This is a genomic window from Pseudoalteromonas maris (genome assembly GCF_049257235.1).
In the GTDB taxonomy this organism is placed as follows: domain Bacteria; phylum Pseudomonadota; class Gammaproteobacteria; order Enterobacterales; family Alteromonadaceae; genus Pseudoalteromonas.
In genome coordinates this window covers 185,391-201,276 of the sequence record NZ_JBMMUF010000002.1, presented here as the reverse complement: position 1 = coordinate 201,276, position 15,886 = coordinate 185,391, and the positions used below count along the sequence as shown (strand labels likewise).

Here is a 15,886-nt window from a genome sequence, read left to right as displayed (position 1 = left end):
TCTTTTACCTCAAACTGTGCAAATATTCATGCACAACGCACGCAATTTCGCCCTTCGCGTTTTGCCAAATAAAGGGCATTATCCGCTTTGTCTAGTAAAGTCAGCGGTGTATCTTCTGTTGCATCATAAGACGCTACACCGACACTGATGGTGATATTTTCAGCACCAAGCTCAGGTATCTCCAATGCAGCAATGCTCTGTCTTAACGACTCAGCTTTTGCGACGCAATCGCTGTAACCGGTGTGGCTCAGAACAACAACAAATTCGTCGCCTCCGTAACGAATTGCCAGATCACTCCCTCGTACCCTATCCTTGACGACATTCCCTATTGCAGCCAACACCTTATCGCCAGTGCTATGACCTAGGTTGTCGTTAATTTCCTTAAAAAAGTCTACATCAAACATCATCACTGAGAGCTCATGACCGTAGCGCTTTGATGAATCAACAAGTTTTTCAAATTCAACCGCGAATACACGACGATTAAACAAGCCAGTTAAGGGGTCTATCAACGAGTCTAAGCGCGCCTGATCTCGCTCCTTTTGCGCTTGAAGGTTAAGCTCATTTAGGTCTGTCACCCGGCACAACATCTTGTTCGCCATACTGTTAAAGGCATGAGCTAATGTGCCTATTTCGTCTTTGCCATTGATATCAACTGGAGTGAACGTATTTTCCTCTTCAAACGTTTTTGCTGATTGATACAAGGCCCTAATTGGATCAATGATGGTCTTGGATATCACCATTGCGACGATTAATACGGCAATCAGAAACATCAGTGTCTCTGCAATGAATACCTTTTGAGCCAACTGCAACAATGTATTTAACTCATTGCGCCTTTGCTCAAGAGTGTTATCTTCATATGCCGCATACTGCGTAACTTTCTCCCTGATGTCGTCCATCAACAGTTTGCCTTTGTCACTATTTATTATCTCTAGCGCTTGTTGAGACTTTCCTGTCCGATGAAGCTCAATGGTCAAATGTAGCTCTGCAAACTTTTCCATCATCAGCTCTTGCAACTGATTAAGCCTTTGCAGTTGAATTTGATCATCGACAGATTTTGCTTTTAACACTGAAAGCGTGTGGCTGGCTTGCTTGATGCCATCATAATATGGCTCTAAATATGAAGACTTAGAAGTGAGGATAAACCCTCGCTGACCCGTTTCGGCGTCAACGATGTGCACGAGCAACTGCCCGTTTAAAGTTAAAACCTCATTGACCTCTTTAAAAACAACATAGTCTTTTACAGACTCGTTTTTCAGGTAATAAATGATGCCGAAGTTAACAGTATTCATCACTATAATTGCGGCAAAAAACAGATAAACTTTTGTTTTTAATGAAATATCATAAAAAGACATTCGACGCATTGTACATTGAAATATAACCTATAAAGGTTAGACCAAAATTTCAATCGAGGACAATATGCGAAAAAGTTAATTTTGCATGTGGCTACATAAAAAAAGCCCGAGTACTTAGCTCGGGCTCAACGTTGGGTTGGTTGATTACTACTTACTTAAATCCAGCATCAGCTTATTTAATCGTGCTACGAAACCTGCAGGGTCTTTCAAGCTACCACGCTCAGCAAGTAAGGCTTGGTCTAGCAATACTTCTGACCACTGAGTGAATTTGTCTTCGTCTTGCTCATGATTCAAGTGCTTCACCAATTGATGCTCTGGGTTTAGCTCAAATACCGGCTTAGTTTCTGGCGCCTTTTGACCAACAGACTCCATCAGCTTGATCATCTGTGAACTCATGTCATGCTCGTCAGCTACCACACACGCTGGAGAGTCAGTTAAACGATGGGTAAAGCGTACTTCCTTCACTTTATCGCCAAGTGCAGTTTTGATGCGCTCAAGCAAACCTTCTACTTCTTTTTCAGACTCTTCTTGCGCCTTTTTGCTTTCTTCGTCATCCAGGTCGCCCAAGTCTAAATCACCGCGCGTAATTGACTGTAATTGCTTGTCTTGGAATTCAGTAAGGTGACTCATCATCCACTCATCAACGCGGTCGCTCAGCAACAACACTTCGATACCTTTTTTGCGGAAGATCTCAAGGTGTGGCGAGTTCTTCGCGGCTTCAAAGCTATCCGCTACCACGTAGTAAATTTTGTCTTGGCCTTCGCTCATACGCTCAATGTATTGCTCCAGCGATACATTTTGTGTGGCCTCATCGGTATGTGTTGATGCAAAGCGCAGCAATTTAGCAATGGCTTCTTTGTTTGCCATATCTTCTGCTGGGCCTTCTTTGATTACGCTACCAAATTCATTCCAGAATGTTTGATATTCTTCTGGCTTGTTCTTACCCATACGCTCAAGCATTTTTAACACACGAGATGTACAGCCTTTGCGAATAGTTTGAGTGATTTTGTTATCTTGCAAGATTTCACGTGACACGTTCAGCGGCAGATCGTTTGAGTCCAATAAGCCTTTTACAAAACGCAAATAGCTTGGCATGAACTGCTCAGCGTCATCCATGATGAATACGCGCTGCACATATAACTTCAAGCCACTTTGGCGATCACGGTTGTATAAGTCAAATGGTGCGCGCTTAGGGATATATAGCAAGCTGGTGTACTCAGTTTTACCTTCCACCTTGTTGTGTGCCCACGTGAGTGGTTCTTCCCAATCATGACCCACATGCTTGTAGAACTCTTGATATTCTTCGTCGCTGATTTCACTCTTATCGCGCGTCCATAGCGCCTCAGCTTTGTTAATTGCTTCCCACTGGCCTGGTTGTGCCTCAATTTTCTCACCATCTGGGCCTTCTGATTCAGGCACTGGCTCGCGGAACATTTCCACTGGGATGGAAATATGATCTGAATACTTGTTAACGATGCCGCGTAGACGATAGTCCTCTAAGAACTCTTTTTCATCATCGCGTAAGTGCAAAATGATCTCAGTGCCGCGACTGGTTTTATCGATTTCAGCTAGGGTATATTCACCCTCGCCGTGTGATTCCCATTCAACTGCTTGGCTGTGTCCCGCTTTGCGTGTACGTACAGTTACCTTGTCGGCAACGATAAACGCTGAGTAGAAACCCACACCAAACTGGCCAATTAGTTGCGAATCTTTCGCTTGATCGCCTGTTAAGTTTTTGAAAAACTCTGCTGTGCCTGATTTAGCAATCGTACCTAACGCACTGATCACTTCATCACGCGTCATACCGATACCATTATCAGAAATTGTCACAGTGCCTTTGTCTTTATCAGCACTAATACGCACTTTAAGCTCGGCGTCGCCCTCATACAGGTCACCGTTTTCAAGTGCTAAAAAGCGTAATTTGTCTGCTGCATCAGATGCGTTTGACACTAGCTCGCGAAGGAAAATCTCTTTGTTTGAATACAAAGAGTGGATCATTAAGTTAAGCAGTTGCTTTACTTCGGTTTGAAAGCCGAGCGTTTCTTTTTCTGATGTTGCTGTCATTTCTCTCTCCGTTAGCAAACAGGTTCACCCAACGAGGGTGCAAGAACAAGTATGTTTTGTATATGGGGTGAGGGTTCTGAGATTCAAGAGTACAAAAACGAAAAAAGCGCCAAAAGGCGCTTCTTTGCTGGATTTTAGAGCAGTTTATAACAATTGTATTAGTCGTACGTGACCTGCTTGCGACCGTTAAAGGCGTGAGATAACGTCATGCCATCAACCAAATCAAGCTCACCACCGACCGGCACACCGTGAGCGATACGCGACGCACCTACATTGTATTGCTTACACAATTGCGCAATATAGTGGGCGGTAGTCTCGCCTTCAACGGTGGGATTGGTTGCCAAAATTACTTCATTAATGTCGCCTGCGGCTAACTTTTTCTCGAGCACATCGAGGCCAATCTCATTTGGACCAATGCCATCAAGTGGTGATAAATGCCCCATGAGCACAAAATACAAGCCTTGATAATGCCCTGTTTGCTCCACAGCTAACACATCGGTTGGTGATTCAACCACGCACAACAATCCCGAGTCTTGGCGTTTAATATTGCCGCACAATTCACACTGTTCTAATTCAGTGAACGTACGACAGCTATTACAATGGCCAATATCAGCCATAGCTTGCGTGAGTGCATCACCTAATTGCGAGCCCCCTTCTCTGTCACGCTCAAGAAGGTGAAACGCGATACGTTGTGCCGACTTTGGCCCAATGCCAGGAAGACAGCGCAAAGCATCAACAAGTTGCGTAAGTTTTGGCGATAACTGCATGAAAATTCCGATAAAGATATGGCGCTGTTAATTCAGCGCTCACCATAATTGACGATAAGGTATCAAAACTATCAGAAAAAGTATAAGGGTGTGATGTTTTTAGCCATTGGATCTGAGGTTGATGACATTGAGTTGGATTTTTTAACCCAATATTTATGCGTCACCCAACATTTAGATGAGAACTCGTATTTTAATTTATTGAACTAAGGGCATGGCGCTAAAGAGTGTGCAACGTATGTTGAATGCAAAGCGTGAAGCTTTAAATTGCAGGCAAAAAAATAGCGCCATTAGGCGCTATTTTAAAAGGATTCTATATTAGAACGGCATTTTGAAGCCAGGAGGTAAGTTCATACCACCTGTCACTTCAGCCATTTTCTTCTGGCTTTCTTCAGCGACACGGCGCACTGCGTCGTTGCACGCGGCAGCCAATAGATCTTCAATCATGTCTTTGTCGTCTTCCATCAAGCTCTCATCAAGCTCTACACGACGTACATTGTGGCTACCTAGCATGGTTACTTTAACAAGTCCTGCACCAGCTTCGCCTGTCACTTCTAAGTTAGCGATATCTTCTTGGGCTTTTTGCATGCGCTCTTGCATTTGCTGCGCTTGCTTCATCATGTTGCCCATTCCACCTTTAAACATAGTGTTCTCTCTTCATTTAAATCTATGCTGGCAAAGATAAGGCCAGCGAGGAAAAATTACAATGGCTGCACCGAGTTTTCATCAAGGATTGCTGAAAATTGCGCCGTTAATCGCTGTACATTGGCATCATCGTTCACCGCTTGTACTGCTTGAGATAAACGTAACTGGTCAATTTGCTGTTGGATTAAGTACGGCGTATTCTCGACTTGCGTTACAAAATCAACATGCAGAGTAATTGGCTCACCTAATTGTTCTGATAGACACTCAGCAATTCTATCTCTGAGTGCAGCACCATCAAGGTGTTGTTGCTCTTGGTGCACTGCTAAATGCACATTACCTGGTTCTTGTTTGAACATACTGTGCAGTGCAAATTGGCGTGTACGCCCGCCTAAATTCATATCTTCTATCAATTTCGCCCATGCATCTTGTTGGTGGGCAAATTTAATCTCACTCACAGGGCTAACAAACCCCTGTGGCACAGGAATATTTAGCTCTGGCTCTTTGGCAACTTCGCTGGTTGTTGGCGCCTCAAGTTGCACTAACAGCTCCGGTGCAAGCTTTTGCGGATCAGGCTGATGACGCTCTAACAATCGCTCAGCGGGGCTCATGCTACGCTGTTTACTTGGCATCTGCCGAACGGCTTGCGAAGTCGCAGCAGGCTGGTTCAGCGGCTCGGCTGAAGGCCCGCCAGAAGGCTCGGGGGCAGGCTCGGCTGAAAGCTCATACGCCTCATCAACAAGTGCTAACTCTGGTTTTGCTTGAGCGTGTTGCTGGCTTTGCGGTGCGCTTAGTTCGGCCCGCTCACCTCGGGCCTGCGTCTTTTTTGGTTCACCACTAGGCTGACTCGGTTTACTCGCTGTGCCTAACTTACGATTTTGCAAAATTCGCGCGATAGCAGATTGGGTTTGCCGCTCCAACTCATCGAGTTGTTGCGCTGGGGCAAGGCTACTATCAACCTCAAGAGGCTCTTCAACACTCACGTGCTCATTAGTTTGACTCAGTTCTTCAGCTGCACTTGGCTGGCTTTCACTTGCCACGTGCTGGGTGCCCTGCTCATAACCCAAGTCCTGAGCTTGGCGCATAACAGCGTCAAATTGCACAGCGGCTTCTTGTTCACCTTGCTCAGATGCAGATGTTTGCTGTGCTTGAGACTCGGCATCCATATCGCGCAAAGTCTCTTCTATGGTGACCAATTGTGGTTGTGGCTCGTCGATGGGGGCGTATGCTATTTTGGGCTCTGGTGCCTCATCCTTAGATTGCGCAGGCACGTCAGACGTTTGTTGCAAAGATTGGGCTGGCTCCTGGGTCTGTGCACCCTGCTCAGACAGCGCGTTGTTATTTCGCGCTAACATCGCACGCAAATTTGCAGCGCGCTCTTGTGAGCGCTCATTCGCAGAGGCCATAGGCGTTGCTGGCGCTGATGTTTGCTCACTCACTGGTTCAAATGCCAATAAGCGAAGCATCAGCATTTCAAAACCAATGTGTGCTGAGCTAGCCCATTGTAAATCACGTTTACCACTGAGCAGTAATTGATATATCAAGTGAATATGTTGTGGCTTCGCACTTTGAGCAACTTCTTTTACATAGTCACAGTCACGCTCACTCAAAGCAGCGGCACTAGGTACGAGCTGAGTAAGTTGAATGCTGTGAGTGAGGTTCAATAAATCATCAAGCACGGCAAGGTAGTTCGGATTACGAGTCGCTAAACTGCGTGTTTGCTGCATTAACTCTTCGCCATCTTGTAACAAAACCGCACTCAATAACTGCTGCGCGAAACGCACATCCATAAGGCCAAGCATATCTTTAACCGTTGGCTCATTTAATTGTGCATTGGTTTGCGCAATCGCTTGGTCGGTAAGGCTTAGCGCATCACGCATACTGCCGTCAGCCGCTTTAGCAAGCACTTCAAGCGCAGATGGTTCATAGTGAATGTGTTCTTGGCCCAGTATATTTTCTAACTGGGTACTTATTTGATTAACCGATAAAGCACTGAGATTAAACTGTAAACAACGAGACAATATAGTGACTGGTAGCTTTTGCGGATCTGTGGTCGCCAGCAAGAACTTTACGTGCTCAGGCGGCTCTTCCAATGTTTTTAGCAACGCGTTAAAACTGTGCTTGGAGAGCATGTGTACTTCATCTATGAGATACACTTTAAACTGACCACGCGTTGGCGCGTATTGCACGTTATCAAGAATTTCGCGAGTATCCTCTACCTTGGTGCGAGATGCTGCGTCAATTTCAATAAGATCAATGTACTTGCCTGCTTCAATATCTAAACAGGTGGCGCACTGGCCACACGGTTGGGCAGAAATACCTTGATCGCAATTCAGGCTCTTAGCAAAAATACGCGCAATGGTTGTTTTACCAACTCCGCGAGTGCCCGTAAACAAGTATGCGTGGTGCAAACGTTGTTCGTTTAATGCATTTACCAACGCTTGTTTTACGTGTTCTTGACCAACTAATTGGTGAAAGGTTTGCGGTCGCCATTTTCTGGCAAGAACCTGATAGCTCATGCTTATTCGCCTTCGAATTCGACTAGTTTATAAACGTCAATTCCTTGTTGGCGCACACGTTGCTCACCGCCCAAATCAGGTAAAGAAACAACGAACGCAGCATGTGTTGCTTGACCACCCAATTTTGCAACCAGCTTTGCAGTTGCTTCAATGGTGCCACCTGTTGCTAATAAATCGTCAACTAACAATACCTTATCGCCAGGGACAATGGCATCAACATGCAACTCAAGGATATCTTCACCATATTCTAACTGGTAGCTTTGTGCAATGACCTCGCGCGGTAATTTACCCGGCTTTCGCACTGGAATAAAAGGTACACCCAGCACATACGCAAGCGGCGCACCAAAAATGAATCCTCGAGATTCAGTGCCAATGATTTTAGTAAAACCTTGGTCTTGGTAACGACTCACCATATGGTCAATAGTCAGTTTTAGTGCTTTAGGGTCGGCTAGAAGTGACGTTACGTCACGGAACATGATCCCAGGTTTTGGGTAATCTGGAACTGTAGCGATTGATTGCTTGATGTAGTCTAGATCTGCAGCGCTCATATTTCTTTTCATAATTTAATGTTATCAGCGCTGCATTATAGCAACTTGTGCAAAACAATGAACCCACAACAAAAAAGCCACCGCTAACGGTGGCTCAAATAATGGGTAAATCAATGCTTAAAGGCTAGAAAAAACAGTGTCTGTTTTAGCTGCACAAATAAAGTCATTTTTGTGCAAACCTTTAATAGAATGCGACCACCAAGTCACTGTCACCTTGCCCCACTCTGTTAGTAAACCTGGGTGATGGCCTTCTTCTTCAGCCATTGCACCCACAAGGTTGGTGAACTCAAGTGCTTGCTTGAAGTTTTTGAATTTAAAAACACGCTCAAGTTGCATAATGCCATCACGTACTTCAGGCACCCATTCAGGGATATCACGGATCAATACCGCCAACTCTTCATCTGACACCTTAGGCGCATCCGCACGACACGCTTCACATTTTTGTGCGCTTAACTCAGACATTTACAATCCTTAACTAGCTAATTTTTCTTTAGGGGGAAATTTTGGCTCAAATAAGCCTAACTCTTTTGCTTGTGCAACTAACGCCATCACATCCATTTGCGAGATATCAAACAAATCATGGATTGAGTTGATGGTGTAATACACAGGCTGCATGATATCAATGCGATACGGAGTTCGCAGCACATCTAGCACGTTTATTGGGTTGATCTCTGGCTCGTCAGTGTAGACGTACTGCGTTTCACCTGGGCTCGATAGAATACCGCCGCCGTAAATACGCAAGCCATCTTCCGTTTGCATCAAACCAAACTCAACGGTAAACCAATACAGACGAGCAAGATATACGCGGTCTTTCTTATCTGCCGCGTAGCCAAGTTGCCCGTACTTGTGCGTGAACTCTGCAAAATCTGGGTTGGTCAGCATCGCACAGTGGCCAAAGATTTCGTGGAAAATATCTGGCTCTTGCAGATAATCAAACTCGTCGCGCGAGCGAATAAATGTCGCCACAGGAAACTGTTTGTTTGCGAGCAAACGGAAGAACTCGTCAAAATCGATAAGCGCAGGCACTGGTGCTACCTGCCAACCTGTTTCACGCTCGAGCACTTCATTTAGCTCATGCAATTGCGGAATGCGATCATGCGGAAGGTTGATTTTCTCTAGACCTTCCATGTATTCATTACAGGCTTTGCCTTCAATGCACGCTAATTGGCGCTCAACCAACTCGGACCAAATTTTATTTTCTTCTTCGCTCCAGTGAATGATGCCATTTTCATCTGGCGTCCTAGAGACGTATTTACTTGATTTAGCCATAACTACCTTTACATCCGAGAAGCAAACTCTACAGCGCTTACTTCCCCTCAACTGTGTGTTAACCAAATACTAAGTAAAAGTGAGAAAGTTTGTAATACACATCCCTGATATCGGACCGCACACCAATCACAAAAACGTAAACTTTAAGCTCCACCTAAAAACACCTTAATTTACACACCAAATAAAAAGGCGCCTACAAGGCACCTTTGTGTAATTTTATATTTACAATATTTTTAAATCTTCGCTAGGCCCGCATCTAAATCGGCAATGATTTCATTAACATCTTCAAGACCAATGGAGATTCGTACAAGTCCGTCACTGATCCCCGCAGCCCGACGCTGCTCAGGTTCATAGGTTGAGTGAGTCATTGATGCTGGATGCTGAATAAGCGTTTCAGTATCTCCCAAACTCACGGCCAAAGTGCACAATTCAAGGCTGTTGATAAAGTGCTCTGTGCTGTGTAATGACGCTTTAAGTTCAAACGCGATAACGCCACCAGCATCTTGCATTTGCTCACCTATCAATGCGTAGCCTGGGTCACTTTCAAGACCGGGATAGTAAACTTTCTCTACCTTATCGTGATTTGCCAAGTACTTCGCTACAGCATGCGCGCCTTCACAATGCGCCTTCATTCTCACCGCCAAGGTTTTCAAACCACGCAAAATGAGCCAGGCATCAAATGGGCTCATCGTCGCGCCAATATCTTTGAGCACAGTGTATTTTATCGTATCAATATGCTCGCTTGAGCCGCATACCAAGCCCGCGACCACATCACCGTGACCGTTTAAATACTTTGTAGCGCTATGCACAACGAGATCTGCACCAAGCTCAACCGGCTTTTGCAGGATCGGTGTTAAGAAGGTGTTGTCGACTACGCTAATAAGCTTGTGCTGTTTTGCAAACGAACAAATCGCTTTTAAGTCATACACCTGCATATTTGGGTTAGCGGGGGTTTCTACAAACACCATTTTGGTGTTTGGCTTGCGAGCAGCGTGTATAGCGTCAATGTCGGTAAAATCAACAAAGGTGACTTCAATGCCAAAGCGCGCAAATAAGTGACTAAACAATGCGTACGTACAGCCATAAACCGTACTAGAGGCGATAAGATGATCTCCTGCGCTTAAAAAACTCATCGTTGCTGCCGAAACAGCGCCCATTCCTGTAGCACAGGCAGCTGCATCTTCGGTGTGCTCCAGCGCAGCTAAGCGTTGCTCTAGTTCTCGCACTGTGGGGTTACCAAGGCGAGAATATATGTATCCAGCTTCTTCACCGGCAAAACGTGCAGCGCCTTGGGCAGCATTGTCAAAAATAAAGGTTGATGTTTGATAAAGTGGCGCCGCTAGCGCACGATGCGGATCGACTCTTCCCTGCTCATTGTGAATACACAGGGTTTTATCTGAGAGTGTGTGTTTTTTCATATTGCCACCGTTTTTTCTTTTAACATAGTGGCTGCGCTGACCAAATAACAAGCACGCTAGCCGCTTGGACGGCTAGTAAAAATTTGATTAGTGTCGCTCAAGCGTCAACCTTTGTTGACGCTTATTCGTCATCTCGTTTATCCATGCGTGATAGACGACTGGCTAAACGCTTCGCTGTCGCACTGAGCAAAGATGGTTTGTGTTCCAACTTGGGCAATGGTCGGCATAATTCCATGGCTTTATAACCAATGCGCGCGGTTAATACACCTGCGCTGAGACCTTGCGCTGCACGAGTAGAAAGTACACTTAGTAACTTTGAACCAAACGCCGTTGCGGCCATATCTGCGAGTAACTCGGTGGAGCCGACAAACAACATTTGTTTGACTAGGCTGCGATACAAACGCACACGGCTCATATAACCTAGGGCCAAACCATAATTATTGGCAAGCGTGTCCACCAGCTTAAGTCCACGCCATAACACCGCGAGCATATCGACCACCGCCAGAGGACTCACAGTGACGAGCACCGCCGACTCTGCAGCGTAGCGATTGATGATTTTTTTTGCCTGCTCGTCTTGACTCACCAACAAGGTATCGCGGTATAACACCATCACTTCTTTGTCGCTAAGGTGCTCGCCAATACGCGCTTTAAAGGTACTAAACTCAGGATGTGTTTGTATGCGATTAACACTTTCTAGCCATGGCAAGGCTTGACCGATTTGTTCACTTTGCAGCAAACGCTCCGCTTGCTGTTGATGATGCTGATTGACCTTTAAGCGCTTTAAGTTAATGAACTCTCGCCACACGAGCTTGCCAATCAAGCCAACACCCAACGCAACAACCGTGCTGTAGAGCGCACCAAGCCACCATGCTGTCGCAAAACCAGCCATGATACTGAGCACTGTTTCGACGAGGACGAGAACAGTGAGTAAAACAAAGAATAAACGTTTCATCAAAGAGCGCTTATGTGCGCCTAAATCATGTGATAAGGCCTGTTCAATCTCACCTTCTTGCTCAAACAGTTGCTCTTGGGAGTCTGACGCATCCGTTTGTTCACCGCGCGCTACGATTTGCGATTGCATAAGCGCTTCTTTGACCTGCTCAGGAGCATGTTCATCAAAACGCCGCCCCGCACAGAGCTTTACTTCGTCACTCATCGCACTTTATCTCCTATTAAAAACTCTAGGGCATGATCTAAGCGCATATGGCGTAATGTGCCATCCTCATTAGGCATAGGTGCAAAATCAAGATAGTCAAAGCCATGTGCTGGCCACTGGGCTTTACTCAATGCATAACGCGGAGGTTGCGGCGGTAAATAGGTTAACCAGTTTTCTTCATGCAGCGGCTTGCCATAGATGCAATGTAAAGTTCGGCCTTTTTCTTTCACCGATTTATTATGTGTTGCGCAAATGGCAGCCATTGCCATGGTATCAATCTCAACACCCGAGAATGTAAGTTCATTGGCTTTACTTTTCACTAAATCATGAAGTAGCAACGCCAAGTCTTGATGATAATTCACTCCGACTTGATCTGCTTTATTGGCTACAAACAAAAGCTTATCGATATTTGGGCTGAATAAACGTCGCAATAAGTTACTTTTTCCATATTCAAAAAACGCCAATAGATCGGTAATCGCGTCAGTTTGCTCTGCAAAAATTTCTGGGCCCAACTTTAACGCACGCAGTAAATCAACCAACACAACTTGACGGTCAAATCGACAAAAATATTCTTTATAAAAAGGCTTCACCACTTGCGCTTTATAGGCTTCAAATCGTGCCTCTAGCTGAGCGTACTGAGTGTTATCTTGCTTTAGCTGTGGTGCTTGGCATGGGAAAAAGGCCAACAACGGCGCGCCTTCTAAATCGCCCGGAATAAGCATTCGTCCAGGCTGTAAATTAGCAGCATGAGCATGCTGTTTAATCGCTCTAAGCGCGTGTTTATAGGTATTGCTTATTTGCTTTAACTCAGTTTCATCGACGCTTTTTTGGCTATCAAATTGTGCTAAAACATCAAGAAACTCTGCGCCATGATCTTTACGCACAGGCGAGCGCAGCATGTTCAGCTGCTTGTTACTCCATGTGGCATAGTCCATATTGAGCATAGTCAAGTCCATCAGCCACTCACCTGGGTAGTCTATCAAGTCGATTGTCAGTGTGGCCGTGTCACCGAGTTGCGCGCGCAAGCCTCTATTTGGGCGATAACGCATCGCAAGGCGTAAGGTATTGATTCGTTTTGTTGACTCGGGCCAAGTCGCAGGTTTTGATGTGAGGCTATCCATTGCCTGACGATAGGCAAAAGTAGGGATATTCAATGCTTTTTGTGGCACTAAGGTGGTGGCAATGTGTCTTCCTTCTCGCACTACCCTAAAAAACGGCATATTTTTATCATTTGCTTGCTCCGTTAACTGGTGCACCAATGCACTGATAAATGCTGTTTTGCCACTCCCAGAGAGGCCTGTGACAGCAAGCGTAATATGACTGTCCAAAGTACGTTTTAGGATGTTCTTGGCTTTGTCTTTGAACTTATCAAGGCGAGAATACGACAAGGAAACTCCTTTTGCTCTGTGTTGGTGGTGCTAACACCGTATGCTCATATAACAAGATAAGCCAGTAAACTGGCTTATCTTCTCAGGCAGGATATGTTTTTAAAGTTTGTTGATTTCTCTGCTAACGGTAAACGTTGGCGAAGTAACATGGGTTTCCATGCGTTGAATACGCTCATCCAAATCACCCATAAAATCTTTTAGCTCTTTGAGCGCTTTACGCGGCGGCTCACCTTTTTGCCACACTTTGGCTTTTACTTCACCAACATGTGCTGCTTTTTCAGCGTCTTTGGTACGCTCATCGACAGGTTTCACATCCAAGATAAACCATGCTGCAATGTAAGCCACAATAAATAACGGTCCACCGGCTAACAAGACTGCTGTTACATAGATGATACGTACTAGCCAAAGCTCAATATTGAAATAATCACTTAAGCCTGCACATACCCCTGCAACTTTACCGCGTTTTGGGTCTCGGTATAGTTCACGTTTGGTACTCATACTTTGTTTCTCCACTGCGGCGACTCTTGGTCAAGTAACGTCTCAAGTGTACGTATGCGCTCTGCCATTTTTTCAGCTTTATGTGACAGCTCGGTTAATTGGCGATGTTCATGTTCACTCAACCCTTGGCTTACTTGCTTTTTACTGCGGTAGTGTAGGATGAGCCATAAAGGCGCCACGAAAATCATAAAAATAATAATAGGTGGCATTAACATATCGATATCAAACATTATTCCTCTCCTGCCTGTTGCTGGGCGTATTATTAAGTGTGGGTGCACTGCGCCATATTGTCGAGCGAACCCACATTAGTTTAGGTTATTATTTTGCTTTCTCGCTTTTAGCCATTTTGGCTTTAAGTGCAGACAGTTCGTCATCAATCTTCTCGTCTTTTTCTAACTGAGCGATTTCGTCAGCCAAAGACTTTTGACCTAACTCATAAGACTCAACCTGAGCTTCAAGACCATCAATCTTAGTCTCATAGCGCTCAAATTTGTCTAATGCATCTTGTACTTTGTTACCATCAAGCGTTTTCTTAACATCTAAGCGTGATTGCACTGAGCGCTGACGCAGCACTATCGCCTTTTGGCGAGCTTTGGCATCTTGAAGCTTCTCTTGCAATGTACTGATTTCTTGCTGCAACTTAGTAATGTGTTCTTCTACATGTTCAAGTTCGCGCTCTAGTGATGCTTGCGCCTCTACAGCTTTGCTCTTTTCCATCAACGCTGCGCGAGCTAAGTCTTCACGCTCTTTTGACAGTGCCAGCTCTGCTTTTTCTTGCCACTGGTCAACTTGACCAGACAGCGTATCAAGGCGACGTGTTAAGTCCTTTTTCTCTGCCAATGTTTTTGCTGACGTAGAACGAACCTCAACAAGTGTGTCTTCCATTTCTTGGATAATTAGGCGAACCATCTTTTCAGGATCTTCAGCCTTGTCTAAAATTGCGTTGATATTCGAGTTAACGATATCTGCAAAACGTGAAAAAATTCCCATAATCTTATACCTCAATTGGTTAAGTCTCTGTTGACTACTCTACGTGGTATCAAGTTGCTTGCCAACTTTAAAATAAATTAATAACACCATACATTTCATAAAGTTAGTTTAGTTTTCACAAACCCCTTTCTAATCGCCATATAATGAAATACACTAAGCTTTAGCAAAAATAACTAAGAGTTAGTGTAAATGAGCCAGTTTAGAAAAAAGGATGATTTACTTGGCCAATCTGATAGCTTTTTGGCTGTCTTAGACCAAGTATCGCAGCTCGCCCCCTTGGATAAACCTGTCCTTGTTATTGGTGAACGCGGCACAGGTAAAGAACTCATTGCCGCGCGTTTACATTATCTATCAGCGCGGTGGGACCAAAGTTATGTCAGCCTTAACTGTGCAGCGTTAAACGAAAATCTCCTAGAAAGTGAGCTGTTTGGACACGAAAGTGGCGCATTTACCGGAGCAAATAAGCGCCATGAAGGCCGTTTTGAACGCGCTGATGGCGGTACGTTATTTCTAGATGAGCTTGCTAACACCCCTGCAGCCGTACAAGAAAAGCTCTTGCGAGTCATAGAATATGGTGAATTTGAACGTGTAGGTGGTCGCGCACCAGTGAGAGTCGACACGCGTTTGATTTGTGCAACCAACGAAGACTTACCAACATTGGCAGATGCCGGAAAGTTTCGCCATGATTTGCTTGATAGACTGGCATTTGATGTTGTCACTTTGCCACCGTTGCGTGAACGCCAAGAGGACATACTGCTTTTAGCTGAGCATTTTGCGATAAATATGGCGCGTAACCTTGGCTGGGAGCTATTCAGCGGCTTTACTACTCGCGCTAAAGCAGCGCTGCTTGAATACGACTGGCCCGGCAATGTGCGTGAATTGAAAAACGTTATTGAGCGCAGTTTATATCGCCATGGCAGTGAGAGCCTGCCTGTTCACACTATCAACTTAGACCCGTTTGCAAGTCCCTATAGACCTAAGCCGATGGCAACTAGGACGCTGAGTGCACCAAGTTCATTTGCCAATGATGAGAGCTCAACAACCACAACAGAGGCATCACAGTCACTGCCTGCTAACGCAATTGCCGACTTTAACTTCCCGTGCGATTTAAAACAGCTCTCTAGTGATTATGAAACTGACATGCTGCGCCAAGCGCTTAAATTTAGTCAATTTAATCAAAAGAAAACTGCACAAATGCTCGGATTAACGTATCATCAACTTAGGGGATATCTAAAGAAATATAATTTGCTGGATTCGCAGCAAAAACAAGAGGCTTAG

15 protein-coding genes are annotated in these 15,886 nt (G+C 45.0%); 1 reads left to right on the top strand and 14 read right to left on the bottom strand.

The window, feature by feature from the left end; genetic code table 11:
- Nucleotides 1–26: 26 nt before the first annotated feature.
- The 14 genes from AAEU32_RS03955 to pspA all read right to left on the bottom strand — a co-directional run bounded on the left by AAEU32_RS03955 (nucleotide 27) and on the right by pspA (nucleotide 14,608).
- Nucleotides 27–1,289, bottom strand: coding sequence for a GGDEF domain-containing protein (locus AAEU32_RS03955; RefSeq protein WP_421969413.1), 1,263 nt, complete (start codon nucleotides 1,287–1,289; stop codon nucleotides 27–29).
- Nucleotides 1,290–1,499: 210 nt separating this feature from the next.
- On the bottom strand, nucleotides 1,500–3,416 hold the full coding sequence (htpG, locus tag AAEU32_RS03950) for a molecular chaperone HtpG (protein WP_421969223.1): 1,917 nt from the start codon (nucleotides 3,414–3,416) through the stop codon (nucleotides 1,500–1,502).
- Nucleotides 3,417–3,574: 158 nt separating this feature from the next.
- Nucleotides 3,575–4,183, bottom strand: coding sequence for a recombination mediator RecR (gene recR, locus AAEU32_RS03945; RefSeq protein ID WP_421969222.1), 609 nt, complete (start codon nucleotides 4,181–4,183; stop codon nucleotides 3,575–3,577).
- A 315-nt stretch (nucleotides 4,184–4,498) separates the two neighbouring features.
- Complete coding sequence (locus AAEU32_RS03940) at nucleotides 4,499–4,825, bottom strand: YbaB/EbfC family nucleoid-associated protein (RefSeq protein ID WP_421969221.1); 327 nt, start codon at nucleotides 4,823–4,825, stop codon at nucleotides 4,499–4,501.
- A 56-nt stretch (nucleotides 4,826–4,881) separates the two neighbouring features.
- The gene (gene dnaX, locus AAEU32_RS03935) at nucleotides 4,882–7,341 is read right to left on the bottom strand and encodes a DNA polymerase III subunit gamma/tau (RefSeq protein ID WP_421969220.1); all 2,460 of its coding nucleotides are present in this window, start codon (nucleotides 7,339–7,341) and stop codon (nucleotides 4,882–4,884) included.
- A gap of 2 nt (nucleotides 7,342–7,343) precedes the next feature.
- A complete protein-coding gene (apt, locus tag AAEU32_RS03930) occupies nucleotides 7,344–7,889 on the bottom strand; it encodes an adenine phosphoribosyltransferase (RefSeq protein WP_421969219.1) in 546 nt (181 codons plus the stop codon).
- A 117-nt stretch (nucleotides 7,890–8,006) separates the two neighbouring features.
- Entirely contained in the window at nucleotides 8,007–8,351 is a 345-nt protein-coding gene (locus AAEU32_RS03925; RefSeq protein WP_421969218.1) for a 4a-hydroxytetrahydrobiopterin dehydratase, read from the bottom strand.
- Nucleotides 8,352–8,360: 9 nt separating this feature from the next.
- Nucleotides 8,361–9,158: a phenylalanine 4-monooxygenase gene (phhA, locus tag AAEU32_RS03920; protein ID WP_421969217.1), complete on the bottom strand. Its 798-nt coding sequence runs from the start codon at nucleotides 9,156–9,158 to the stop codon at nucleotides 8,361–8,363.
- Nucleotides 9,159–9,391: 233 nt separating this feature from the next.
- Nucleotides 9,392–10,576 (bottom strand): methionine gamma-lyase, encoded by a 1,185-nt coding sequence (gene megL / locus AAEU32_RS03915; protein WP_421969216.1) that lies wholly within the window; start codon nucleotides 10,574–10,576, stop codon nucleotides 9,392–9,394.
- Nucleotides 10,577–10,697: 121 nt separating this feature from the next.
- Entirely contained in the window at nucleotides 10,698–11,732 is a 1,035-nt protein-coding gene (locus AAEU32_RS03910) for a TIGR01620 family protein (protein WP_421969215.1), read from the bottom strand.
- The gene (locus AAEU32_RS03905; RefSeq protein ID WP_421969214.1) at nucleotides 11,729–13,120 is read right to left on the bottom strand and encodes a YcjX family GTP-binding protein; all 1,392 of its coding nucleotides are present in this window, start codon (nucleotides 13,118–13,120) and stop codon (nucleotides 11,729–11,731) included. The genes AAEU32_RS03910 and AAEU32_RS03905 overlap by 4 nt, the downstream gene beginning before the upstream one ends.
- Nucleotides 13,121–13,219: 99 nt before the next feature.
- Entirely contained in the window at nucleotides 13,220–13,618 is a 399-nt protein-coding gene (gene pspC, locus AAEU32_RS03900; RefSeq protein ID WP_421969213.1) for an envelope stress response membrane protein PspC, read from the bottom strand.
- On the bottom strand, nucleotides 13,615–13,848 hold the full coding sequence (pspB, locus tag AAEU32_RS03895) for an envelope stress response membrane protein PspB (RefSeq protein ID WP_421969212.1): 234 nt from the start codon (nucleotides 13,846–13,848) through the stop codon (nucleotides 13,615–13,617). The genes pspC and pspB overlap by 4 nt, the downstream gene beginning before the upstream one ends.
- 88 nt (nucleotides 13,849–13,936) lie before the next feature.
- On the bottom strand, nucleotides 13,937–14,608 hold the full coding sequence (gene pspA / locus AAEU32_RS03890) for a phage shock protein PspA (protein WP_421969211.1): 672 nt from the start codon (nucleotides 14,606–14,608) through the stop codon (nucleotides 13,937–13,939).
- Between the two features lie 189 nt (nucleotides 14,609–14,797).
- Between pspA and pspF the strand changes: the two genes are divergently transcribed.
- Nucleotides 14,798–15,886, top strand: coding sequence for a phage shock protein operon transcriptional activator (pspF, locus tag AAEU32_RS03885; protein ID WP_421969210.1), 1,089 nt, complete (start codon nucleotides 14,798–14,800; stop codon nucleotides 15,884–15,886).